The organism is Algoriphagus lacus (assembly GCF_003583985.1).
Taxonomy (GTDB): Bacteria; Bacteroidota; Bacteroidia; order Cytophagales; family Cyclobacteriaceae; genus Algoriphagus; species Algoriphagus lacus.
In genome coordinates, this window is record NZ_QXML01000005.1 from 124675 (window position 1) to 149280 (window position 24606).

General features: G+C 44.8%; 15 protein-coding genes. 5 read left to right on the plus strand and 10 right to left on the minus strand.

Annotated elements, in window-relative coordinates; translation table 11 throughout:
• Positions 1 to 8 precede the first annotated feature (8 nt).
• Together D0X99_RS11430 and D0X99_RS11435 are read left to right on the plus strand one after the other, a co-directional pair.
• Positions 9 to 3293, plus strand: a complete 3285-nt coding sequence (locus tag D0X99_RS11430) for a VCBS repeat-containing protein (RefSeq protein ID WP_119477960.1) — start codon at positions 9 to 11, stop codon at positions 3291 to 3293.
• Complete coding sequence (locus tag D0X99_RS11435) at positions 3290 to 4615, plus strand: vanadium-dependent haloperoxidase (protein ID WP_119477961.1); 1326 nt, start codon at positions 3290 to 3292, stop codon at positions 4613 to 4615. Before D0X99_RS11430 ends, D0X99_RS11435 begins: the two co-directional genes overlap by 4 nt.
• Before the next feature lie 34 nt (positions 4616 to 4649).
• Here D0X99_RS11435 and D0X99_RS11440 read toward each other — a convergent pair whose 3' ends face one another.
• Positions 4650 to 5252: a hypothetical protein gene (locus D0X99_RS11440; protein WP_119477962.1), complete on the minus strand. Its 603-nt coding sequence runs from the start codon at positions 5250 to 5252 to the stop codon at positions 4650 to 4652.
• Between the two features lie 223 nt (positions 5253 to 5475).
• On the opposite strand from D0X99_RS11440, the gene D0X99_RS11445 reads away from it, so the two are divergent.
• Entirely contained in the window at positions 5476 to 6897 is a 1422-nt protein-coding gene (locus D0X99_RS11445; RefSeq protein ID WP_119478158.1) for a sulfatase family protein, read from the plus strand.
• Here D0X99_RS11445 and D0X99_RS11450 read toward each other — a convergent pair.
• From D0X99_RS11450 to D0X99_RS11485, 7 genes are all read right to left on the minus strand, one after another.
• A complete protein-coding gene (locus tag D0X99_RS11450; protein WP_119477963.1) occupies positions 6894 to 7865 on the minus strand; it encodes an RNA-binding protein in 972 nt (323 codons plus the stop codon). The two genes, D0X99_RS11445 and D0X99_RS11450, sit on opposite strands and share 4 nt — an antisense overlap.
• A gap of 33 nt (positions 7866 to 7898) precedes the next feature.
• Complete coding sequence (locus D0X99_RS11455; protein WP_119477964.1) at positions 7899 to 9746, minus strand: FAD-dependent oxidoreductase; 1848 nt, start codon at positions 9744 to 9746, stop codon at positions 7899 to 7901.
• Entirely contained in the window at positions 9743 to 10615 is an 873-nt protein-coding gene (locus D0X99_RS11460; protein WP_158587696.1) for an ROK family protein, read from the minus strand. Before D0X99_RS11460 ends, D0X99_RS11455 begins: the two co-directional genes overlap by 4 nt.
• Before the next feature lie 2 nt (positions 10616 to 10617).
• Positions 10618 to 11754, minus strand: a complete 1137-nt coding sequence (locus D0X99_RS11465) for a glycoside hydrolase family 18 protein (protein WP_119477966.1) — start codon at positions 11752 to 11754, stop codon at positions 10618 to 10620.
• A 92-nt stretch (positions 11755 to 11846) separates the two neighbouring features.
• Positions 11847 to 13415: a SusD/RagB family nutrient-binding outer membrane lipoprotein gene (locus tag D0X99_RS11470; RefSeq protein WP_119477967.1), complete on the minus strand. Its 1569-nt coding sequence runs from the start codon at positions 13413 to 13415 to the stop codon at positions 11847 to 11849.
• Between the two features lie 32 nt (positions 13416 to 13447).
• Positions 13448 to 16585 carry a SusC/RagA family TonB-linked outer membrane protein gene (locus D0X99_RS11475; protein WP_119477968.1) on the minus strand — a complete coding sequence of 1046 codons (3138 nt, stop codon included), beginning with the start codon at positions 16583 to 16585 and terminating at the stop codon, positions 13448 to 13450.
• A gap of 537 nt (positions 16586 to 17122) precedes the next feature.
• Positions 17123 to 19285: a glutamine synthetase III family protein gene (locus tag D0X99_RS11485; protein ID WP_119477970.1), complete on the minus strand. Its 2163-nt coding sequence runs from the start codon at positions 19283 to 19285 to the stop codon at positions 17123 to 17125.
• Positions 19286 to 19518: 233 nt separating this feature from the next.
• Between D0X99_RS11485 and mtaB the strand changes: the two genes are divergently transcribed.
• Together mtaB and D0X99_RS20400 are read left to right on the plus strand one after the other, a co-directional pair.
• Positions 19519 to 20838, plus strand: coding sequence for a tRNA (N(6)-L-threonylcarbamoyladenosine(37)-C(2))-methylthiotransferase MtaB (mtaB, locus tag D0X99_RS11490; RefSeq protein ID WP_119477971.1), 1320 nt, complete (start codon positions 19519 to 19521; stop codon positions 20836 to 20838).
• Between the two features lie 176 nt (positions 20839 to 21014).
• Positions 21015 to 21158 carry a hypothetical protein gene (locus tag D0X99_RS20400; protein WP_158587697.1) on the plus strand — a complete coding sequence of 48 codons (144 nt, stop codon included), beginning with the start codon at positions 21015 to 21017 and terminating at the stop codon, positions 21156 to 21158.
• On the opposite strand, the gene D0X99_RS11495 is transcribed toward D0X99_RS20400, so the two are convergent.
• The gene (locus tag D0X99_RS11495) at positions 21142 to 22560 is read right to left on the minus strand and encodes a DUF1254 domain-containing protein (RefSeq protein WP_233553702.1); all 1419 of its coding nucleotides are present in this window, start codon (positions 22558 to 22560) and stop codon (positions 21142 to 21144) included. The genes D0X99_RS20400 and D0X99_RS11495 overlap by 17 nt on opposite strands.
• A gap of 12 nt (positions 22561 to 22572) precedes the next feature.
• A complete protein-coding gene (locus tag D0X99_RS11500) occupies positions 22573 to 24000 on the minus strand; it encodes a DUF1254 domain-containing protein (protein ID WP_119477972.1) in 1428 nt (475 codons plus the stop codon).
• Between the last annotated feature and the right edge of the window lie 606 nt (positions 24001 to 24606).

Genomic DNA, 24606 nt, shown 5'->3' on the forward strand with positions numbered 1-24606 from the left:
TATTTCCCATGATTATTTTTTCCCGAATCCTGATATCCTCTTTGATTTTCGTGGGAATTCTTATTGGGTTTTCAAATGCTCTTTTCGCTCAGGAAAACTCAACCAAATTTGAAAAGCTTCCATCGAAGAAAACCGGCATTTCATTCAAAAATCAGCTCAAAGAAGACGGTCAAAACAACATCCTACGCTATGAATATTTCTACAATGGCGGAGGTGTAGCAGTCGGAGACCTCAACAACGATGGTTTGGATGATATTTTTTTTGCAGGAAATATGACCCAAAACAAGCTTTACAAAAACCTTGGCGAGTTTAAGTTTGAGGATGTCACTAGGTCCGCTGGGGTAGCAGGAAAAAACACCTGGACAACAGGTGCGAGTATGGCCGATGTCAATGGTGACGGACTTTTGGACATTTATGTTTGCTACTCCGGAAAAGGATCTCCCGAATCCAGAAAAAATGAACTCTGGATTAATCAGGGGGATTTCAAGTTTTTGGACAAAGCTGAAGAGCTTGGATTAGCCGACCCATCCAACAGCACCCAAGGACTTTTCTTCGATTTCGACAACGATGGCGATTTGGACCTTTACCTTCTCAATCATCACATTCAGGTCATAAATGAATTGGAATTTGATGCAGTTCGGCAAGTCAGACATCCTTATGCCGGGGACAAACTATATAGAAACGATTCAGGTAAATTCACCGACATCAGCGAATTGGCAGGAATCAAAGGTTCTGCATTGGGTTTTGGATTAGCTGTAATCGCTTCAGACATCAATCAGGATGGTTGGGTAGACCTCTTGGTAACCAATGACTATATCGAGCCGGATTACCTATACATCAACAATGGTGATGGGACATTTTCCGATCGGATAACCAATCATTTTCAGCACATCTCTCACTTCTCCATGGGGGCCGACATCGCCGATATCAATAATGATGGTCTTCCGGATGTTTTTACACTGGATATGCTACCGGAGGACAATGAGCGGCAAAAATTACTTTATGGACCTGAAAACTATGAGCAGTATGCCCTGATGATCAAACGCGGGTTTTATCATCAGAACATGCGAAACATGCTTCAATTAAATCAGGGAAGTGGATTTTTCTCAGAAATCGGACAAATGGCAGGCATATCCAATACCGATTGGAGCTGGTCAGCTTTGTTTTTTGACGCGAATAATGATGGGCAAAAAGACTTATTTGTAACCAACGGATATTACCGGGACTATACCAACAGGGACTTTCTGAAATACAAAGGGGATTATTATTTCAAGCAGGCTGTCGCAAAAGAAAAGGCAGACACGCTGCATTTGGTCACCTCGATGACATCCACCCCTGTTCATGATTATTTCTTTGAAAACAAGGGTGAGGTTAAGTTTCAAAACACTTCGCTAAGCGCTGGCTTTGGTGAAAAAAACTTTTCCAGCGGGGCAGCCTACTCTGATCTGGACAATGACGGTGATCTGGATTTGGTAGTCAATCACCTGAATGAAACCGCCGGAATTTTTGAAAACAAAAGCAATTCAGGCAATTGGCTTCAGCTTGAACTCAGTGGCAAGTCAGGAAACGCATATGCTGTTGGATCCAAAATCAGGGCCTACTCCAAGGGGAAAATCTTCTTTCTGGAGCAACATCCCGTGAGGGGCTTCCAATCCTCAGGAACTTACCGGCTTCACATCGGACTTGGCACAGCCGACCAAGTGGACAGCCTCCAAATCATTTGGCCTGATCGATCGCAATCCCTGCTCAAGTCTATTTCTGGAAACCAGCTTTTGAAAATAGATCAAACGGAGGCAAAACCTGTTTCAGTTGACCCAATCACTTCCCTTCCCCTGGTTTCCAAAACCTTAGGGCCGGATTTTGTATCCACTCAATCCAATGTCAACGACTTCAAGCGCCAACCACTGATGCTGACAATGCCAAGTCATCTGGGCCCAAGTCTGGCTCAAGCCGATTTGGATGGGGACGGAAATTCTGAGGTTTTCATTGGAGGCTCCAAAGGAACACCGGGAAGAATTTATTCCTTCAAAAACGGAACTTGGGAAGTTTATCGTGGTTTTAGATCCTCATCGGATTTCACAGATGCTGTGGCGATTTTCCATGATTTTAACGGAGACCAAAAGCCAGATCTTTTCATCGGCAGCGGTGGCTTTCATGATTACCTCAGCACAGATGAATCCCTCCGAGACCGACTTTATCTCAATGATGGAAATGGGGTATTGATAGCCCAGGGAGATTTTCCAAAATACATGATCAGCACAGGTGCTGCTGCAGTTTTGGATGCAAACGGAGATCGTTTTCCAGATCTTTTTGTCGGAGGAAAAGTCATTCCCGGACGTTATCCTGAAACTCCAGACAGTAAAATTTTAATCAATGACGGGAAAGGGAAGTTTACTGATCAGACAGCTCTTTTTCTTCCCAACAAAGGAAAACTGGGAATGATTACCGCAGCAGTTTCCCAAGATTTGAATGAGGATGGAACCGACGATTTAATCCTCGTTGGCGAATTCATGGCTCCAAGCGTCTTGATCAATCAAGGCGGGAAATCATTTGAAAATCAATCTAAAGGGTATTTCCCCTTAAATCTTTCCGGTTGGTGGTCCAATTTGACTCAAGCCGACATGGACGGAGACGGGGATTTGGACCTGATTGCGGGGAATTTCGGCCTCAATTCTCAACTGGTTGCCAGTCCAGAGAAACCGATCCGGTTATACTCAGCTGATTTTGACCAAAACGGTAGCATCGATCCGATTTTGGAATGCTATATCGGAGACAGTCATTACCCCTATCCGAGTCGGGATGAACTTTTGGATCAAATGGTCAGCATGCGAAGTAAATTCACCGATTATGCCTCCTACTCCAAAGCTAAGCTGACGGATCTCTTTACCCCCGAAGAGCTTCAAAACGCACAAAGATTGGAAATCCAAACCTTGGAATCCATGTATTTTGAAAACACGGGCACTGGATTCAAGCCACATGAGCTACCCAGAATGGCCCAGGCTTTCCCAATCTATTCCATTCTTCCAATTGATTTGAACCTTGACGGAAATCCGGATCTGATCTTGGGAGGAAACCAAAGTCAAACCCGCATCCGAATCGGGAAAATCGACGCGGGATTGGGATTGGTTTTGACGGGCGATGGAAAAGGGAACTTCAAACCCCTGACGCCTTCCGAGTCAGGACTAGGTATCAAAGGAGACATCAAATCCATGTTGAACCTGAAGACCGGAGATACCTCTTTTCTGATTTTTGGAATCAACCAGCAAAAACCCGAAGTCTATCAAATCCGATGAAAAAGCTCATTTCCCTTCTTCTTACCAGCTTTTTCCTCCCTTTGGGGGCTATTCATCTTCACGGACAGAACCGTGAGATTGATTGGTCAAAGATCTACTCTGAACAGCTTTTTCACATCACTGAGGTGATGGTCACCGATGTCGCCAGCCCGCCAGTAGCTGCCAGAATTTATGCTTACACCAATTTGGCCGCCTATCGGGTTCTTCAGGTAGCCAATGTGAAATTTGATCACGGGGACTTTCTTTCATTTTCGCAGATAAATAAACAGGTCGCTGATCTGTCGCTGGAACCAATCCAATCCCCTGAATTTGCTGCGATCTTTGCCCTGTTTTTGGTTGGTGAAAAAGTAATGCCCTCCGGCTATTTGCTTAAGGAAAAGCAAGCAGCTTGGCAGGAATGGGGATTAAAAAACAAAGTAATTACCAAGAAAAACCTGGAACAGCATCTGGCTTTTGCAAAAGCAGTAGCAGATCAGGTCTTGGGAATGGCTAAAAGCGATGGATACATCCAATTGACCGCACTTAACCGCTACAGTCCCAAGGAAGGGGAAGGTTTTTGGTACCCGACTCCTCCGGCTTATATGGCTGCGGTGGAGCCGGAATGGAAAACCATGCGGACTTTTTTCCTGGAAAATCTGGAAGAATACAAACCTGCCCCCATGGCCGACTTTGATCTTTCCCAGGGAAGTCCGTTTCAAATTCAGCTCCAGGAAGTCTATGATAAGGGTAAAAACCTAAGCGAAGAAGAGCAATTGATCGCCAACTTTTGGGATTGCAATCCCTTCAAAGTGGAATTTTCGGGACATATGGCCATAGGCGTCAAAAAGATTTCCCCAGGGGGGCATTGGATTGGGATTACCGGAATTTCCGCGCAAAAGGTAGGCCTCACTTTTTCCGAAACGACCTACATCCACGCCTTAGTGGCCATGACGCTTCATGACTCCTTTGTTTCCTGCTGGAAAGCCAAGTACGAAACAAACCGAATCCGTCCCGAAACCGTCATCAACGAAAAGTTGGACCCCACTTGGAAGCCCCTACTTCAGACTCCTCCTTTCCCGGAATACACCTCAGGCCACTCCGTTATCAGCAGCGCTTCTGCTGAGATTTTGACTGGGTATTTTGGTGAAAATTTCGGCTTCGTTGATTCCTCCGAGGTTTATTTCGGATTACCGGAGCGGGCCTTCGACAGCTTTTCTCAGGCATCGGACGAAGCCGCCATTTCGCGACTTTACGGAGGAATTCACTTCAGGGACGCCATCGAAAACGGGGTTGCTCAAGGGAAAAAAATCGGGAAATCGATCTGGCAGAAATTGGAAGAGTAGAATAACGCAAAAGCCGGAAAAATCCGGCTTTGAATTAGTTGGTCTGACCTGATTTAATGGATTTTCCAGGCACCGACTGGTAGGCGTATTCCAAGATCGACATCCGGTTTGAATACAGATCATTGCCAATCTTGATCCAACCATAGTGGGGCTTTTGACCAATGAAAAACCGAACTCCCACAATCCCATCCGGAATGGTACTCCAGTTACCTGACCAAGAAGGCGCTCCAGTTTGACGCTGTAATTTTGTAATCAATTTCCCTGCACTGAAATTCCACACCAAGTCGTTCTGATCGCTGGTCTCTCCAATTTCAAAATCCACTTCCAAGGGAATAGCTTCCTCTTCAATCAACAGCGCTCGATTAGCTCTGGAAGGAGATACCACATACTGATAATGATCTCCCAGCTGATTGGCAAAAAGGGTAACTCCAAATTGGAAATCAATTACTGCATCTCCGTCCAGGTCCAAAACTTTTGGAGTGCCGTAGGTAAAGAACTCTGGTTGAGTCAATTTTTTATGCACAATTTCTGACACAGGAGGCGATGGAACTTCAGGTTCCTCGTTGCATGCGCTCAAAAGCACCACTGAAAAAAGCAATCCTAAAAGTGGAGCACGATTAACAAATTTGACTGACATAAAGTGATACGTTGGTTTAGTTTTCTATTCCTTTCCAAGACGTGGGCCAATCAAAAAATGCTTCAAATCCCAGAAAAAACCCTAAATCTTCCTCGTACCTGTTCGCTTTCAAGAAGAAATAGATCGATTCCGGGCAACTGACGCCAATAAGTTTTGACTGATTCCGAATGCCGTTAATTCAAAATTGTTTTACTTGAAAACCAAACTCAGTCTTCAAAAATCCATGAGCACACTTTTCTATCCTTTTTCCATTCTGATGAATCTTCTTTTTTCGGTACCTGAAATTCAAGCCGAACCATCCAAACCCAACGTAATTTTGATTTTTGCGGATGACCTGGCTTATGGGGATTTGGGAAGCTATGGAGCGAAGGACTGGGAAACTCCAAACCTGGACCAACTGGCGACGGATGGAGTTAGGTTTACTCAGTTTTACGTTCCCCATGCAGTTTGCACCGCCTCCAGAGCGGCCTTGCTTACAGGAGCCTATGCCAACCGGTTAGAACTCTATGGAGCTCTCGATCATACCGCAACCCATGGGCTGAACCCAGAGGAAATTACCATTGCTGAAATGCTCAAAGCCAACGGGTACCAAACGGGGATAGTTGGAAAGTGGCATCTGGGTCATCAGCCGGAGTTTTTGCCCACTCAACAGGGGTTTGACAGCTATTTCGGGCTCCCTTATTCCAACGACATGTGGCCCAATCATCCGGAATCCAAAAACTACTATCCACCTCTCCCTCTGATTGAGGGAGAAAAAACCATAGCCTATCTGGAAGATCAACAGGAGTTGACTTCGTGGTACACCTACAAATCCCTGGAATTCATCGAAAAAAATCAAGAAAAGCCCTTTTTCCTTTACTTAGCCCACAACATGCCCCATGTCCCACTTTACGTTTCCGAAAAATTCAAGGGAAAATCAGAGCAGGGAATGTATGGCGACGTGATGATGGAAATCGATTGGTCGGTGGGTGAGATCCGCAAAAAACTGAAAGAACTCGGTTTGGAAGAAAACACCCTGATCATTTTCACCTCCGACAACGGGCCCTGGCTTTCATATGGCGGCCATGCAGGATCAAAAGGAAATCTACGAGAAGGTAAAGGAACCTCATGGGAAGGAGGAATACGGGTTCCGGCAATCTTTATCTGGCCTGGGAAAATCCCTGCCGGAATAATTCAGGACCAAGCCGCAATGACAATCGATGTCTTACCAACTCTGGCAAAAGTCACCGGATCCCAACTTCCACAACTCAAAATCGACGGTTCGGATATTTGGCCTTTAGTCATGGGGGAAAAGGCGGATTTGAAACCCTACTTTGCTTATTACAACCGAAACGAACTACAGGCGGTAATCTATGGAAAATGGAAACTGGTTTTCCCCCACACCTATCGCACGATTCCTCCCGGAACTGATGTTCGAAACGATGGAATTCCTGTAAAATACCTCAATGTCCAATTGGAGAAAGCTTCCCTTTTTGACTTATCCAAAGATCCCGGAGAAACGACCGATGTTTCGGCTCAGAATCCGGGGGTTTTGGCTCAACTTAACGGATTTGCTAATCAGGCAAGAGCAGATATGGGCGACGCGTTGACCGGAAAAGAAGGAACAGGAAACCGAAAAGCGGGAAGGATCGGTCCTTCCAATTAATGGGTTATCACAAGTTTTTTATCATAAAAAACTGCCAAGATTTCCCCAGAAATCGCATCCAAATAAACTTCCTGGCTTTGGATTTCTCCCTTGGAAGTCTTGCCGATTTCCTTGGAAAACACCCAAGAAAATGTGTTTCCTCTTGGATAAAACTCTAACCTTGGCATGATTTCGGCAAAAGATTCTCCAAATTCTTTAATTAGAGTCTGCCTGATTTCAGATTGACTTTTTAATTTCCAAGCCTTTTTCTCATCCGATTCCCACAGCATAAATTGGGGGAATTTGGGTGCTACTACCACAGCCCCATTATCCAGAAAAACACTTTCGGTCGTGTATTGGGCAATTCCATTTTCCCTATCACTGAAGGAAAAACAGATCCGGTAGGATGTCGTATGGGGAGCGTAATTATTGGGAACTCTCAATTCGTTAAGGCGATCAGTCTCAAAAATGTGCGCAGTGGAAATATAGATTTTTGAAAAGGCTTGATCACCTACTCGGCTTATTAGTTCCTCTTTGATTTTTTCTCTGACTTGTTGTGGGATTTCCTCCCATTTGCGAAAAGGTTTTGGATAATATTCCCGCATTGTAGGTGTGCCGCCCCATGAATGGAACAATCCTTTTTCCTGATCATGAAAATTGGGATCCAGTTCTAATTTCACAGTCAAGGTGTCAGTGCGGGACAAATCAACCTCTTGCCAAACTGGAAAATACTCCCGCTTATCAATACTGAGGAAAAACTTATTTTGCGATGAAGGAGGTACATCTCTATACGTCCCCCGAATAAAATGCACCCCATTTTTCCCAGACTCTACCGGGGCATAATTCAAATAACCATTCAAAATGATTTCAGCATCGTAACCCGAAATCTCCTGACCTGATTCTTTGTCTATGAATTTGAAATGGCTTTGGCCGAAAAGAATTACCGGAAAAACAATGAAAATTGAGGTAATGAGGAATCTGAAAAACATGGATCTTTTTTAACTAATTCAATAAATGAAAAATTATTGATAGTTCCCCCTCCAATCCACCTCTTTCACGAAGAAATCCAGCAATTCACTCAATAGAACTGACACCTCCCTGCGGGAGAGTTTCTTGTCAGTCGAAAATTCCCCTTCCAATGCTCCGTTTTTCCAGGCCAAGGAGAGATTCTCCTCGGTTAGTTCAGGTTGGATCATCTTCAGAAAAACCAACATTCTTGCTCCTGTAAGATGATCGCCCGAAGCTCCCCAAAAGTCCTTTAATTGGGAATACATCGGTCTCAATCCGTCTACCACTTCATATTCGGAGGCCAGTCGGTCAGGATAAAACCAAGTCTGATTTGCCCAAAGATAGGGAACACCCTCTCCCTTGAAAATTCCCGCAGCACCGGCCTTCTGCATGGCCTGAAAGTGAGGTTGGGCTGGATTCATATCCAAAAAAGGCATGATATAAGCATTTTGCTCAAGCAAAAGCTGCTGAACCCGTCGCACAGACACTTCTGAAAGTGGTTTCTTTTGCTCCAAAGCCACGGTAGCCAAAACTCCCGCTGCATGACCGATTCCCAATACAACGGGCTGAAGCCGAGAAGCACCGTTGACGATATTGGATACGGAAATGCTCTTTTCAGCCAAGATCAGTGCGGGATGATTCGCAGGAATTAAAGCCCCAAGCGGGACATTGTAGGAAGGAACCCGGATTTTAATAAAATCAATGGCTGGTGCCTTCAGATTTTTCTTGTGGTGATGGTCAATGGTGTAGTCTCCTACTGCAACCCCGGTTCGGTAAAGCGGACTGGGTGAAGCGTAAGGAGTTCTAACGTAGGGCAGGGTAAAATCAACTAATCCATAATATCTTCTGGATTCCCGATGATACGGTATCATAGGAAGTCCATCCTTGGTGGGATACTCATTTTCAGCCAAGCCCAAGTGCTTAAAGCCCAATTCGTGCTGAATGTAATAGACAAACCGCAACGTAGTCTGCTTTGCTTTTTCGATTTCGAGCGCCCGCTCTTCAGGACTTAATTCCACCAAATTGGCATAGTGATCATTTCCGCAATTGGGCCAGTTGATCATGTATTTACCATTGGGAAGCTTGCCGTAGTCCAGCATTTTTCCGCAGTCCAAAGTCGGGGCATTGTCCGTGGTGGGATCCGCATGTGCACAGGCACAGGCAAATTCGGCAGGGTCATAATTGGCAGGTTTCGGGATGGTTTTGTCTGCGCCGGCACCAAAATCCTGCAAAGTCGCCACAAAAGTCAAATCTTGAATAATGTCATTCGCCTCCTCTGGAGCAAATTCCTCCCCTATTTCCGCCCGGGCATCCATCCCCAAGCGATAAGGCAAACCTTGGGAAGCGGCCACATCCCCCAGTTCGGTGGCATCGATCAAAAGCGGCGCTGTCACCATTTGTGTTTTTCCATTTTTGGAAAAGGAAACTGTCCAAAGCCCGTTTTTGAAGTCTGCGCTTTTCCAGTCACTTTCCAGAGAAAAAGTCAAATCCTTCACCTCCGAGGCCTTTTTCTTCAGGATCTCATTCCCTACTTTGGGTTCAAATAGGGTATTGCTGACCCAGCCGGTGGCCAGTTTATCGGATCCACCGTAATAGTTCTCAAGTTCAGACTTGAACTCCCCCCAAATTCCGGAAGGTAATCGGTGATTGCCATCAATCGCCGAAACCCCAGCCGAAGTGAGCATTCCCCCCAACCACGGAGTGGATTCAATAATGAGGGTTTTGGTACCCAACCGCCCCGCTGAGATCCCGGCGGCAGTTCCACTGGCACCTCCACCGACAATAATTAAGTCGTAGGATTGTTGGCCAAAAGTGGTGATTTGAAAAAGTGTCAGGAACAAGCCTAGGATAAAATGTTTCATGATTGATTCGATGAGGTGTTTGAAATAAAAGGAAGGCAGGCACCAATCAAGGCTGCTTTCTCTTCAAGTTCTGAAACCCGAATCTGAAGAGGATAGTCAAATTTCTCCAGGTAGGATTTTGTATAGGGCAAAAACCGGTCAGCCGCTCGGGAGATTTTACCTCCCAGTACCACGCCCTGACATTGAAGTCGGATCACATAAATAGACAGAAACTCGCCCAGGGTCTTTCCAAATTGGGAAAAAACTTCCTCGGCTATCGCCTGGTCAAACTCTGGAGAAAGCAGATCTTTTACTCCGTAGACAGACTTTCCAAATCGTTCCTTCAAGTAGCCAACAAACCAGGCAGTCCCTAAATAATCTTCTGCAATTCCATCCCGAAATGGAGCGGTCCAGAGCTTGGCATCTTTGATTACTTCCTGGATTTTGATAGCAGATCCCAGTCCTGTGCCCAAAGTCAGCCCAATTGAATTTTCGAAATTTCGCCCAGCTCCAGCCAGACTTTCTCCGGCCAGAAAGGCCTCGGCATCATTGGTAAAGGCAATGGATTCCGGACTGATTCCCAAACGTTCTGCGAGGAGATTTTTCACCGAAAGCCCATAGAGCGACTTCATTTTACCCTGATCCTTGATCAGCGAAATTCCATTCGGATAGTCATAAGGACCCGGCATGGCGATCCCGATCTGTATATCCTTCCGATCTCCTGCAGCCTTGCGGATCACCGCTGACCAATCGGAGATAATCGCCTCCGAATTGCGGGAGGTGTCCACATCAGCTTCAAAAAAATCAACGGTTTGGGCATTCACTCCATCCCATTCCACTCGGGCTGCTGAAATATGAGAGCCGCCGATATCGACACCGATCAAGTTCATCACTAGTTGCCCGTTTCGGTGGCAGGATAAAAGGAATGGTACATTGCGTCCAACAATGTGCCGGTATTGTCCTCTGACATCTCCCAAAACATCGCCCCAGCCAATCCCTTTTCCTTGATATAGCTTACCTTCCATCTTAGAGATTCCGGGTCCTCGTAGGTAATCCAGGTGGAATCTTTCTCAGAAAATAAATAAGGTGCATGCCCTTTTATATCCCAATGTCTTTGGTAGGCTGAGTTTTTGGAAAGTGCCAAAACCTGCACATAGGGAAGACCCATTTCATATTTTCCTGGCTGAAAAAGTCCGTTTTCCTTCGAGGCTACTCCCTTCCACATGCGACCGTAAAACGGCACACCCAGAACCAATTTTTCAGCCGGAACTCCAAATTCAATATGCTCTTTCACAGCTGTATCCGCAGACCTGCCTTTCGCCCCACTTGGGAAAAGATTGGCGTGATGGCCGGTGGAATCATCCCCCGCAGTATAAAAATCATAGGCCATGATATTGATAAAATCGAGGTATTTCTGAGCCTCGGCTAAATTATTTACTTCCAAATACCCACGGAATCCACCGCTGGCGATTGTACTCAGGTAATGTTTCCCGTTCAAGTTGCCAACCGAATCGAGCGCTTCCCGAAAGCTTTTCAGCATTGCAACAAAGTTCTCTTTGTCCTCAGGTCGGTACGGGTTGTTGTCTCCGGGATATCCGGGATATTCCCAATCAAAATCCAATCCGTCGAGTTGGTATTTCAACAAAAAATCAATTCCTGATGCCGTCAGTTTTTCCCGGCTTTCCGGGGTCAAAACGGCGTCCGAAAAACCTTTGGAATGTGTCCATCCTCCGATCGAAACCATGATCTTCAAGTCAGGATTTCGCTGTTTCAATTCCTGAAGCTTCAGAAAATTCAGACTGTCTTTTTCAGCCCTTCCCTCCATATGTGTTACCATTCCATCGGCAACATTGGCAAAGGCATAATTGATGTGGGTGAGTTTTTCAGCAGGGATTTCATCCGGCTGGATGTCTTTCCAGCCTGCCACATAGCCAATGATGTGAAAGGAACGTGCTTCAGGGTCTGGGCTTTTTTCTTTCGGGGAACAAGCCAAAAACCATAAAAGCATTACTAAGGGCAGGTATTTCATGGACAAAAAGAATTTGAGTTAAAGTAAAATTAAAAAAACAGAGGTCTTGACCGAAATCAAAACCTCTGTCAAAGGAATTTAATAATTAGAAATTACTTTCCGCCATCCCACCAAACTTTGGTGGACATCAGGTCCGCACCCTGTCTGGCTATCGCAGCAGCGTAGTTTTCAGGATTTGAACCGATCTCTGACTCCCAGTATCTCAATCTTCTTGGAATGAAATTTCCTTCAAACGCATTCGGATCTTGGGTTGGAGTCAAAGCTGGAAAACCTGTTCTTCTCCAATTGGACCAGGATTCGATGTCATTGAGGTAGGTAGCTGCCCAGTATTCCTCACCGATCAATCTCAGCTTGTTGTTGGTATTTGCAGCATCAAATCCTCTTCCTGCAATGTAAGCCTGAATTTCCTGGCCGGTACGTGCAAAAGAAGGATCAAACTTTACCCAACTGGTAATAGCAGCTGTTACCCCTTTATTAAAGTGATCACTTGCACTGGTGGTAATCCAACCTTTGACGGCAGCTTCAGCCTTCATCAGTTCCACTTCACCATAAGTCAACAATGCATAGGGGTCTTCCCAATCCAAATACTTCAGGTTGAGCATTGAGAAGATCTGTCTTCCGATTGCATCATACTGAGCATCTTCAGCTGGTGAAAGAGCGTCCTTGATGTTGGTTGAATTATACCCGTTAGGCATTCCTTTCTGGGCTGCAGGATCAGTATTCCAAGTAGCAGAATTATCAGGATTACCGGTTCCACCTGACAAGATCATCAAGCGAGGATCCTTGTTGGTTACCATCCAATCAATGAATGTCTTTGACAGCTTGCAATCTCTGGAGTATTTATAGGTGTTCCAGTATCCGTCATTCAGACCATTTCGGTTGACACCCTGAGGTCCGGGAGCATACTTAATGTAAGCACTGTCGTCGTTGGACAACATGGCGCCGCTGGTGTTGGCCTCAATAAATACTTCTCTGGCTTTGGCCGCATCCACATTGCTCATTCGCATGGCAATTCTCATCAACAGGGAATTGGCAAACTTTTTCCACCTGGTCACATCACCGTTGAACAGGAAGTCCTGTGCACCTAGCGGGTTGGCAGAAGCTGAAAACTTATCTCTAGCCGCCTTCAGGTCGTCCACCATTTTGTAATAGACGTCCTTTTGAGCTTCATACTTAGGGAACCAATTTTCTTCACCTTCCAGGCCATATCCTGCCTGAGTGTACGGAATATCTCCATGCATGTCAGTCATTCGATGCAGGTCAAATACCCGTAATACAGTCGCGGCAGCATTCACATTGGCCTGTGCTGGATCATCTTTGGTTTTTCGGATGACTTCAGAGAAAAGTCTGATTACGTCAGTGAAGTGACGCTCCATGTAAGCACCGCTATAGCCAGCATTGTAGAAATATTTATCTCCGGAGAAATAACCAGCTGTGGAAGCTGTGTGCTGAATCATTGTAGCCGCATACAGCATGTTTGCTCGGGTGTTTTCATATTCCCCTCCGATTCTCAACGTACCCAGTGAAAACAGGTACCTCATGTCGATATCGCTCACCGCGTTGGGGTTCTCATTTAGGTCCAGAAGGGCTTGCTCATCGCAGGAAGTAGCGAAAAGCAACGCTGCCAAAGCCAGACCGGTCATTTTATTTAAAATTCTCATTGTTTCGATCGTTTTAGGTGATTCCTTCAGTCTTAGAAAGTTGCAGACAGGTTAAAACCAAAGCTTCTGTTTGCCGGCACGGAGAAATACTCAAGGCCTTGAGAGTTACCGGAAACGGTGTAGGCTGCTTCAGGATCAATATTTGGCGTATCAGACCAAAGCAAAGCCAGGTTTCTTCCAACCAATGAAAGAGAAAGATTCTGGAAAGGAGTCTTCTCGATCATCGTTCTTGGGAAAGTGTAACCGAAAGAGAACTCTCTTAATTTCCCAAAAGAGGCATCATAGACCACATACTCTGTGATATTGGAGTAGTTTTGATAGTACTGATCCAATTTGTACTGAGCAGGATTTGCAGCATTAGTAGGAATAGTCCAGGTTCCTGGTACATAATTATCCCCTTGCTTGGTCACACCGGATACGGTCAAGTCTCCGTTTCTTCCCACCAAAGTTTGCTCATGTAGACCCAACTGGTATGCGAAATAATCTGTACCGGACATGATGGATCCACCTGATCTGAAGTCAATCAGGAACATCAACCTGAAGTTTTTGTAGCTCAGGTTATTGGTCAAACCACCGGAAATCGGATGACGGCCTTCGGCAATTGTTTCATACCCAGCTGTTGCTACAGGGTAACCATCGGCAGTATACACTTTTTGACCGTTTACAGTCTGGTGTTTAAATCCAGCAATCATACCCAAAGGCTGACCCACAATGTGACGGATTCTTTCTCTTCTGACACGGGATTCATCCAGGTTGATAAACTGAATCGGTTCACCTGCAGCATTGGTACCCAAGCTAAGTACTTGAGAGATGTTGTGTGCGTAGTTGAAGGAAAGATCCCATTTGAAATCACCTTTCTGGATTGGGGTCACATTCAAGAGGAGTTCGATACCCTTATTTTCCAACTCACCGATGTTGATGGTGGTAGTATTAAAACCTGAAGTCGCAGAAATACCGGTATTAAGAATATCATCGGAAGTTCTTCTGTTGTAATAGGCAACATCAAGCCCCACTCGGTTTTCAAAGAATCTCAAATCTGCACCGATTTCATATTCATTGGAGGTATAAGGACCAAGATTGGAGTTAGGAATGGAACCGTTGTTGATTTGACCCAAGCTAGCACCTAAGTGACCAGCTCCCACCAAACCATAAGTCAGGTTCAACGCATATGGATCCGGAGCCCCGCCACCTACTGTAGCATAAGAACCTCTCACCTTTGCAAAGGTGATGAATTCCGGAAGGGATAACATATCAGAAACCACTGCGCTCAGACCTACTGAAGGATAGAACAATTTGCTATTTTCAGGAGAAAGGGTTGAAAACTGATCCTGTCGACCGGTTAGGTTCAGGAAAATCATGTTTTTATAACCCACATTGGCAGCACCGAAGTATGAGTTGATGCCATATTCAGAGAAACCATAGCCAAATGTCGGAGCCGCTACGTTGGTTACAGAATGGAAGAATGGAACTACCAGGTCGTTGCCTCCACCGGTTTTGTTTTCCAAAGTTCTTCTCATCATGTTGCCACCGACGAAACCATCTACGTCAAAGTCACCGAATTTCTTATCAAAGCCAACCAGCAAGTCAGCGTTGTTTTCCCGGATAGTTCTGGCGCCAGTATTGTAATCACCTCTAGGCTTGTAAGCAGTTCCGTAAGCTTCATAGCTGTAGTTGTCTATGATCTGAAAGTCAATTCCATATCGTCCTTGGACATACAGCCAGTCAGTGATGTCATATTTCAAGGACATGTTACCCATGATACGGTCAGTCACATCTTCTCTTCGGAATTGATAAGCCGCCCAATACGGGTTGGTCTGGAATACGTTACCCTGATACCTCAATTCAGTACCGTCAGCCAATGCCCCAAACTTATTAGGATCCCCTTTGATCACATCCAAAGGATAGTGACCTGGTTTTACGATCATGGAGAAGTTGGCATTTCCCGGGGAGTCGGACAATCGAGGTCGGTTTAACGCTTGCTGATTGGAATACTGTCCTACTACTGCCAAGGTGAATTTACCTTGCTGGGAATTGACATTGATGTTTGCCACGTTTCGGTCGTATCCTGAATTAGGCAATACGTCTTCGTTCTTAAGATTGGAGTAGGAGAATCGATAATTGGTTTTATCATTTCCTCCAAAAAGTGCTACGGAATTGTTCCAGGTAAATCCTTGTCTGTAGAAATCATTCAGTCCTTCTCCCAAATAGGAATAAGGTCTTTGCTGACCATCAAACTGAATTACATTCGAACCGTCCCATTTTGCTCCCCAGCCATTGGTGGCATCATCCAGGGCTTCCTGTTGGGTAGCAGATTTATTCCCGTCCCGACCAGCACCGTACTGTCTTTGAAAGTTTGTTCGGTCTACCACATTCTCCACTGTAAAGTTGGAGTTGAAGCTGACCCCAATCCCTTCTCTTGCAGTTCCGCTCTTGGTAGTGATCAAGATTACACCGTTTGCAGCACGGGCACCGTAAAGTGCAGCCGCAGTGTTTCCTTTCAATACGGAAATGCTTTCGATGTCATCGGCATTGATTGCAGCAAGTCCGTCCCCTGCGTCATTACCTCCCCACATACCAGCTGAACCCAAGTTGCCGGATTCGATCGGCACACCGTTTACCACATAAAGTGGCTGATCAGCACCAGTAAGGGAAGACCCACCCCGAATAACCACACGGGTAGATCCGGCAGCACCGGTAGAAGGAGGAGTTACGTTTACCCCAGCCACTTTACCGGTCAGGGCATTACCGACGTTGATCGCACGGGATTCAGTAAATCGGTCACCTCCCAACTGGGTGACTGAATAACCGAGTGATTTTTGATCCCGCTGCATACCAAATGAAGTCACGACTACTTCATTCAATTCATTGGCTTCTTCATCCAATACCACATTCAGTTCGGACTGATTACCCACTGTAATCTCCTTGCTGCTGAAGCCGATGAATGAAAAAACCAGAACGGACTGATCCGTTACCGAAATGGAATACTCACCATCCACATTGGTGGTAGTACCCGTCTGATTACTTTTGTCCAGGATGGTAACTCCCGGCATGGGAAGGCCATCTGTCGAAGCAGTGACCTTTCCCCTCAACACTCTCTGTTGACTCTGGGCGAGGGAAGATATCCCAAGCACCAAAACCAGAGCGAAAGCCATTGATAGAAACTTTCTCATAGGTGGTAATAAAAGGTTAGAAATAATTTGATTGGATTATCCGGACTAGGTCCGAATGCTTTTTGGGAGAGGGGTTCAAGTAGACCTTTCACCATATAATTTCGATTTGGAATTAAAAGCAGTTGAAAAAGACTTGATAAAGAGGGTTAAACCAATGATAAAAAGCCAATTAATCAATCCCACCTAAGTCTGTATAGTCGAAAGCTAAATAATCCAAATGTTCTTTCAAAAAGAATATTATGATTTTTTATCCAAAAACCGATTTCTTAATTGATTTTTTTAAAAAAGTAATACAATTGAAATGGCTTTTTTGGACTTAAAAATGAACCTTTCACCAGATTTTACCCACAACCCTTGGAAAAAGACAAAAAAACAGGGGCGTTTAGAGATACTTTGTCAAACTTTCTTGGCTACTTCTTCGAAAAATTCAAAAAACCCATTCAACTATCTCAAAGAATCACTTTTTTTCAAAGTATCAGAAAAACAAAAAAAGCCATCCCGATTGGGATGGCTTTTTGAGTGTCAATCCTGACCGGATTAACGGATAAAGAGCATTTCACGATATTTTACTAATGGCCAGCTTTCGTCATCTACCAAAAGCTCGAGCTTATCCACAGCGTAACGGATCTTGTCGAAATAGGCTTCTTTCACCTCTTTCTGATATCCTTTGGCCCGCTTCACGATGTCCTCTTCTTTATTGAGTTTCTTACGTGCCTCGGTCATTGCAGTCACGTTGGACTTCAAAGATTCGATATGCTTGGATACTTCTTTGATTGTATCTACGGCTGCAGAATGGTCCAGACCAAGCCCTTTCAGACCGTTTGCGTTCTCGATCAATTTGTTTTGGTATAGAATCGCAGTTGGGATGATGTGGTTCAAAGCAAGGTCGCCCATTACACGGCTTTCGATCTGTACTTTCTTTATAAAATCCTCCAACATGATCTCATGTCGTGCGTGCACTTCAATGTGATTCAAGACATTATGACGCTCATAAAGTTCTTTTGTAGACTTCTTAGCATACACATCCAATGCCTCCGGAGTTGACTTTAGATTGGAAAGTCCTCTTTTCTCAGCCTCTTTTGCCCACTCTTCAGAGTATCCGTCACCCTCGAATCTTACCTTCTTGGATTCTTTGATATACTTTCTCAGGACGTTGACAATAGCAATTTTCTTTTCCTTACCCGCGTTCATTTCTTTCTCAATGTCTTTCAACATCGCTTTCAAAACATCCGCAACGATGATATTCAACGTGGTCATCGGTCCGCCGCAGTTTGCGGAAGAACCTACTGCACGGAACTCAAATTTATTTCCGGTAAAGGCAAATGGAGAAGTTCTGTTTCTGTCGGTGTTGTCCAGGATGATTTCAGGAATCTTGGAAATACCCAACTTCATGTACATGTTATCGCCCTTCTCGATCTTGATGTTTCCGTTTTTCTCCAATTCATCCAAAACCTCAGACAAGGTCGCTCCTAAGAATACGGACATAATCGCAGGCGGAGCTTCGTTGGCTCCAAGACGGAAGTCGTTGGAAGCAGAGGCAATGCTCGCTCTTAAAAGGTCTGCATGGTCATGAACCGCTTTTACAGTAGCTACCAAGAATGTGAGGAACTGAAGGTTTTCTCTTGCAGAATTGCTTGGTTGAAACAAATTGATCCCTGTATCGGTGATCAAAGACCAGTTGTTGTGCTTGCCTGATCCGTTTACCCCTGCAAATGGCTTCTCATGGAACAATACCTTAAATCCATGCTTTTCAGCAACCTTATCCATCAAATCCATCAAAAGCTGGTTGTGGTCGATTGCCTTGTTGATTTCTTCAAAAATTGGAGCCACTTCAAACTGACCCGGTGCCACTTCGTTGTGACGGGTAGAAAGCGGGATACCCAACTTGTGCGCTTCAATTTCAAAATCCACCATGAAGTCCTTCACACGGGTAGGGATAGAACCAAAGTAGTGGTCTTCCAACTGCTGGCCTCTGGCAGGATTGTGACCAAAAACTGATCTTCCGGCCATTACCAAGTCAGGACGAGCATTAAACAGCGCCTTGTCCACCACAAAGTATTCCTGCTCGATACCCAAGGAAGGGATTACTTTGCGAACGTTACGGTCAAAAAGCTGACAAACTTCCACCGCTGCCTCGTTGACAGCCTCCATAGACTTCAACAATGGAGTCTTATAGTCGAGTGCTTCACCGGTATAGGCAACAAATATGGTTGGGATACAAAGCGTTTTGTCGAAAATAAATATTGGGGAAGAAGGATCCCATGCCGTGTAGCCACGCGCCTCAAAAGTGGAACGGATACCGCCGTTAGGGAAAGAAGAAGCATCCGGCTCCTGCTGTACCAACGCTGATCCTTTGAACTTTTCCATTCCGGCATACATATCAAAGAAGGAATCGTGCTTTTCAGCAGTCGAACCAGTCAATGGCTGAAACCAGTGAGTAAAATGGGTAACACCTTTGGAAAGTGCCCAGGTTTTCACAGCAGTTGCTACTTCTTCGGCAGTCGCAGGATCGATTTTGGTACCCTTATCGATAGCCTCCATCACCTTTTTAAATACCGAAGGCGCCAAAGAATTCTTCATTTGACCGTTACCAAAGACATTGGTACCGAAGTATTCAGAAATTTTCAAAGACGGAGGAGTAACAGTTACCCGAGGTCTTGCCTGAACCATTGCCAGGGCTTGTTGTCTTAGTGTTGCCATTTCTACAATAAGTGGTTTGATATTACACCCACAAAAATAGAAAAATATGTATCTAAAAAAGGCTTACCCCCATTTTTGAGGTCTTTTTTTGAAAAATTTCCACTTTTTTCAATTAATCATGGTATTTCAAAAGCCTTTTGGGTAAAAAAAGTGTGTTTTGGACAGAAAAATTGGAAAATTGAAAAAAGCCGGGGATTATTTACCTTTGTCCGCTCAAGATCAGAAGCGCATTTGTGAAAAAAGTAGCCTTTTATACACTGGGTTGTAAGCTAAACTTCTCAGAAACTTCCACAATCGGTAGGCAATTCGAGGAAAAAGGGTTTCTGAAAGTCGATTTTCAGGAAAATCCGGATATTTTCATCATCAACACCTGCTCGGTGACTGAGAATGCCGATAAGAAGTGTAAAAAGATTGTCAAAGAGGCTAAAAAGATCTCTCCCGACTCCTATGTGGCCATCATCGGCTGCTATGCACAACTTAAACCACGCGAAATCTCTGAAATTGAAGGTGTAGATGCCGTATTGGGTGCAGCGGAGAAGTTCCGCCTGATCGAACTACTCGACGGATTTGCCAAAGTGCAGGAAACCAAAGTCCTCGCTTCGGAAATCACCGAAGCCAAATCCTTCAACAACGCCTATTCCATCAATGACCGGACCCGAACTTTCCTCAAAGTTCAGGACGGATGCAATTACGGCTGTGCATTTTGCACCATTCCCCTGGCAAGAGGAAAAAGCAGAAGCAATACCATTGAATCTGTACTGGCATCAGCCCGGGAAATCGCAGCAACTGATGTGAAGGAAATCGTGCTCACTGGAGTCAATATCGGTGACTTTGGAATCGTGGAAGGGAAGCGGGTCGAGCGATTCGCTGATTTAGTGTTTGCGCTGGATGAAGTGGAAGGAATTGACCGATTCCGGATTTCCTCCATCGAACCCAATCTCCTGACCAATGAAATCATCGAGTTTGTGTCCCGATCCAAGCGGTTTGTGCCGCATTTTCACATTCCGCTTCAGTCTGGTTCCAATACGGTCTTACGAAGAATGGGCCGTCGCTACCTGCGCGAACTCTATGAAGACCGCGTGAGCAAAATCAAAACCCTCATGCCTAATGCCTGCATCGGCGTGGATGTGATCGTGGGATTCCCCGGGGAGACCGATGAGCTTTTCCTGGAGACATACAACTTCCTCAATGAACTGGACATCTCCTACCTCCATGTATTTACTTACTCCGAACGTGCAAATACCCGGGCAGTGGAGATGGATGGGATTGTTCCACTGAAAAAGCGAAACGAGCGATCCAAAATGCTCCGGATACTTTCTGAGAAAAAGAGAAGGAAGTTTTACGAAGAAAATCTCGGCAATACATTCACGGTACTTTTTGAAGAAGACGTGGAAGATGGCAAAATGCACGGCTTTACTGAAAACTACATCCGAGTGGCTGCCAAATACGACCCCATGCTGGTCAACGAACTCAAGCAGGTCACCCTCGACACTATCAATCCCTCCGGAAATGTAGAGGTCAGGGAACCGGAGATGGTGTATGAGCGGCATTGATTCCCAAAACATTTAAAATTTCACCACTTCGGGACTCTTAGACTGTTAGATTTTTTTAACCTCGGCACAGGGGCATTGGAGAAGTAGGATTTTACTTCCAAGGTTAGGAAATGGTGTTTTTTGTGTCGGACTGGTAATCCTAAAACATGACCTCAGAATTTCAAATTCCGAAGAACATGAGGAAAGTAAAGTCTTACTGGAAATTCAAACCTCCTTCCTACTCGGCAAACATGAATAAAACCTGCAAGGGCTTGGTCAATGGGTTTGGTGGAATCCTAATTGCAGATCTTTACCATCTCCCGATTATTGGGCTTTTGTAATGGCCGGAGGAGCCCATGATCCATCCATGGCTGCTTGCTCAGGACCATACACCCTCAAAACCAGATAAAACGGTTCCTTTGGAGCGGGCAGCCAATTTGCTTTTTGCTCTGAACCGGCAGGCATATCCGGTTGGATGTAGATTGTAAACCCACCATCCTTGTCATAAACCAAGCCTTCTGTGGTTGAATTTATCAGGAATCGATTGATCGGATTTTTGACCATGTACCCGGCCACACCATCTGCCTGTTTGTTGTACATAGTGATCGACCAGAAATACTTAGCCGGAGGGATATCCGACTTGTTGAAGTGGACTTTGTAGTTATGTTTGCTTCCGTCCAGGACTTCATTGTCGGCATCCACATAGGCTATCGGATAGAACGCTTCCGCCTTATCATTGGCATAGATTCCCACCATTACTGCGGCAGCCCGCAACAACCAGTCACCTTTGTAAAATTCCCTTGGCCCAAAGGCTTCCATCATATTCCAGCCATTTACCCTTTGGGCAATATTTTCGGCCTTATCCTGAATGTCGGCAATGGCAGCCTTTATCCCTTTATCAATGGCTGCAAGTACTTCTGGGGAATACTTGGTTGAATCGAAATCAGCACCAGGTGTTATGCCTATTTTCTCAAAGCGCTGAAGCGCCTCGCTATCTTCGGCATGAAAAGGCTGCAACATGCTCAAGTAAAAATTGACATATTTAATAAACCTGGCGTCTCCAAATTCTTCAGGATTGAGTGGCACCCAATCAATTTTAGGTACCGGCAAAGGCTCCTTCCCAATGAATTCATCTAGGGATTGAAGTTTGTATCCTTTTTGGATTTGAAGCACATTGGGGAGGTCATCATTTCCTTTGAGCTGGGTCCTTCCTATAATCGTGACAAACTGACTCTCGCTGTGAAAAACAGCCTTAAACTTATCTTTTGGTATTTCACCCTTGTAACCCGGTCCCACAAACAGGTAATCCCCAGCTTCTGTGCCCGTAGTACGGGTGCCGATGAATGCAAAATTGTGGGTAAAAAGGTCTATGCATTGAAACACATAGTATCTGTCCTTGATTTCCGGGATGGAGAGTACCATGGGTTCAGCCCTTAAATCCAGACCGAAGGGAGTGTAAGGTGTATCTCCATTCATGGTAACCACATCCTTACGGGTATCATCCGCGGGAATGGTATCATTCGTAATCCGGTTAAGGGGTCCGCGATAACCCGGGCTTTCGGGCATGGCAGAAAAGTATAAAGCCTGATACCCCATCAGCAAAGGATAGGAAAAAATATAGGCTTCTTTGGCAATCGATTCAGCCTCATCGATATCTGAGGTAAGGATGGACTGTTTTTCGGTAGAGCATGATAGAAACATCCATACCAAACCCAAACAAAGGGTAAGAGAAAACTTTTTCATTGCGTGCTTTTATTAATTGTTGGCAATCATTTTCGGGTTCACCCATTTTCCCTGCAATACCTCCTCCTTAGGGCCATAAAGCCTCATCACAGCATAAAAAGGACCTGAAGGAGCAGGAAGCCAATTTGATTCAAGTGCCTTACCCGGCGATTCACTCTGAATATAGAAGGTGATGGAGCCGTCTTTGTTTTTGACAAAACTATTGAGATGGGTAGAGCTTATCAGGTATTTGTTTAAGGAATTGTCGACCAACAGTTGAGTTTTCCCATCATACATGGTCAGTGACCAAAACGATTGCACAGGAGGCAATTGACCCGATTCAAATGTGAGGGTATACTTATGTTTGGAGGCATCGAGGGACTCCCCAAGGTGATCGGTTAGATACATTGGGTAAGTCGCCTCCTGAGCTGAATTCCCATAAATCCCCAAAAAAGCCCCGACAGCCCTGAGCAAATAGAAATCGTCGAATCCGTAATTTTCTTTTGCACTTTTTTCCAGGAATTCCCGGGTTCCAAATATTTTGGAGCTTCCCAATGGATCGGAAGACTGGGATTTGATAAAGGCATTCATCTCCTCGAATCCATCGCTCACGCCCTTTTTGATTGCCTCCTGTATTTCCGGATTGAAAGAAGTCAGTTCAAATCCCTGCTTAGTTCCAATTCCCAATTTTGCAAACTCCGCAAATAAAGAATCCTCCTTTTCAATAGGTTCAATAAACTGGACAACGGCATCAAAGTAGCGGAATGAAGCTTCGGTGAATTGATCTCCCTCCACCCATTCAGGAAACACATTCTGGAATTTATTTTCTACCGCTGCTTTGCCCAGATACTCGTTGAGGGTCTGTACCTGATATTCATTCTGCAGTTTTTTCACATTGTCCAGATCATTGGCATCAAGGAGTTGGGTGCGGATAATCGTAAAAAAGAGCCCTGTTTCGCAGCGCACTACCTGAGTAATACCTTCCGGAATTTCACCCTTCCAATTCTGGTTTGCAATCAGGTAGTTTCCTGCTTTGTTTCCGGTGGTCAAAGAACCGATGTAGAAAAAGTTGTGTGTATATAAATCGACCAACTGGAAGCTGTAGTATCGGTCGGGGTCCACTTCGGGAACTGACAAAACAAGGGGCTCATTTCGAATGTCACTCCAAAACATGCAATAAGGAGTGTCGGAATTTGGGGTAACAATCGCTTTATCCTCTGGGGAGAACAGTCGAGCTTCACAGGACTTTTCATTGAAGTCCCCCTTGTAATCGCCTGAGTTTTTATCAATGGCATTCGCATAGAGCGCTTTATAATTCATGACTAGGGGAAATCCATAAATGAATGCTTTTTTGGCTATTTCCCGGGCTTCGGAAGGATTAAGTTCTTCGGTTTTTTGGCATTGGGTAAAAAGGAGAATGCCCAAAACCAGGAGGAGGAAAAATCTGGATTTTTGTACCATTTGGTTTGTGTTGGTTGAATTGAAAAACTGATTTCAAAAAGAACTTGACTAAAGGAAGAATTAAAAAAACCTCCTCAAAAACATGCTAGCTAAGACCTGAAAAGCATGGCTGATATGGCTAAAACTTAGCTAAAAAGAGCCGATTTCAGGAAAATGGATCGAGCGTAATTGGTTTCAAGAGCTCAAAGAAATTATTTTTTTGGTTTTATTCAAGAAAAAATGTAATTCTAATACCTACCAATTTATCATTTCTTTATTATACTAACTTTTATTATCCCTTTAAAGCCATTGAATTCAAGCCTTCGTTGTAAATTTTCAAACTAGCCTAAGATTGGCTAAACCCCAGAAATTCTTCCGCCCATTCTGAGCAGGAATTAGATATAAGAGAGTGGTTGGTGAGTAATTTGTTAAGTACTTAAAGGGTAAGGATTCCGGCTTAGTCGGATTGTCTAGTCTCGGGTTAAAGTTGCCGAACTTAGCTTAAGCTGTGGGTTGTGATTTAGAGGGAAGGTTTCTTGACAGAAACGATCCAGTGAGAATTTGGATTTTGATACCGAGGTATGGAAAAGATTTCTTTTGGGTCGAATTGGAAATCCTACAACTTAG

Bases quoted from the DNA above. Each gene is read 5' to 3' on its own strand.
- D0X99_RS11430 (WP_119477960.1), top strand. From the start codon at position 9: ATGATTATTTTTTCCCGAATCCTGATATCCTCTTTGATTTTCGTGGGA.
- D0X99_RS11435 (WP_119477961.1), top strand. From the start codon at position 3,290: ATGAAAAAGCTCATTTCCCTTCTTCTTACCAGCTTTTTCCTCCCTTTG.
- D0X99_RS11440 (WP_119477962.1), bottom strand. From the start codon at position 5,252: ATGTCAGTCAAATTTGTTAATCGTGCTCCACTTTTAGGATTGCTTTTT.
- D0X99_RS11445 (WP_119478158.1), top strand. From the start codon at position 5,476: ATGAGCACACTTTTCTATCCTTTTTCCATTCTGATGAATCTTCTTTTT.
- D0X99_RS11450 (WP_119477963.1), bottom strand. From the start codon at position 7,865: ATGTTTTTCAGATTCCTCATTACCTCAATTTTCATTGTTTTTCCGGTA.
- D0X99_RS11455 (WP_119477964.1), bottom strand. From the start codon at position 9,746: ATGAAACATTTTATCCTAGGCTTGTTCCTGACACTTTTTCAAATCACC.
- D0X99_RS11460 (WP_158587696.1), bottom strand. From the start codon at position 10,615: ATGAACTTGATCGGTGTCGATATCGGCGGCTCTCATATTTCAGCAGCC.
- D0X99_RS11465 (WP_119477966.1), bottom strand. From the start codon at position 11,754: ATGAAATACCTGCCCTTAGTAATGCTTTTATGGTTTTTGGCTTGTTCC.
- D0X99_RS11470 (WP_119477967.1), bottom strand. From the start codon at position 13,415: ATGAGAATTTTAAATAAAATGACCGGTCTGGCTTTGGCAGCGTTGCTT.
- D0X99_RS11475 (WP_119477968.1), bottom strand. From the start codon at position 16,585: ATGAGAAAGTTTCTATCAATGGCTTTCGCTCTGGTTTTGGTGCTTGGG.
- D0X99_RS11485 (WP_119477970.1), bottom strand. From the start codon at position 19,285: ATGGCAACACTAAGACAACAAGCCCTGGCAATGGTTCAGGCAAGACCT.
- D0X99_RS20400 (WP_158587697.1), top strand. From the start codon at position 21,015: ATGAGGAAAGTAAAGTCTTACTGGAAATTCAAACCTCCTTCCTACTCG.
- D0X99_RS11495 (WP_233553702.1), bottom strand. From the start codon at position 22,560: ATGAAAAAGTTTTCTCTTACCCTTTGTTTGGGTTTGGTATGGATGTTT.
- D0X99_RS11500 (WP_119477972.1), bottom strand. From the start codon at position 24,000: ATGGTACAAAAATCCAGATTTTTCCTCCTCCTGGTTTTGGGCATTCTC.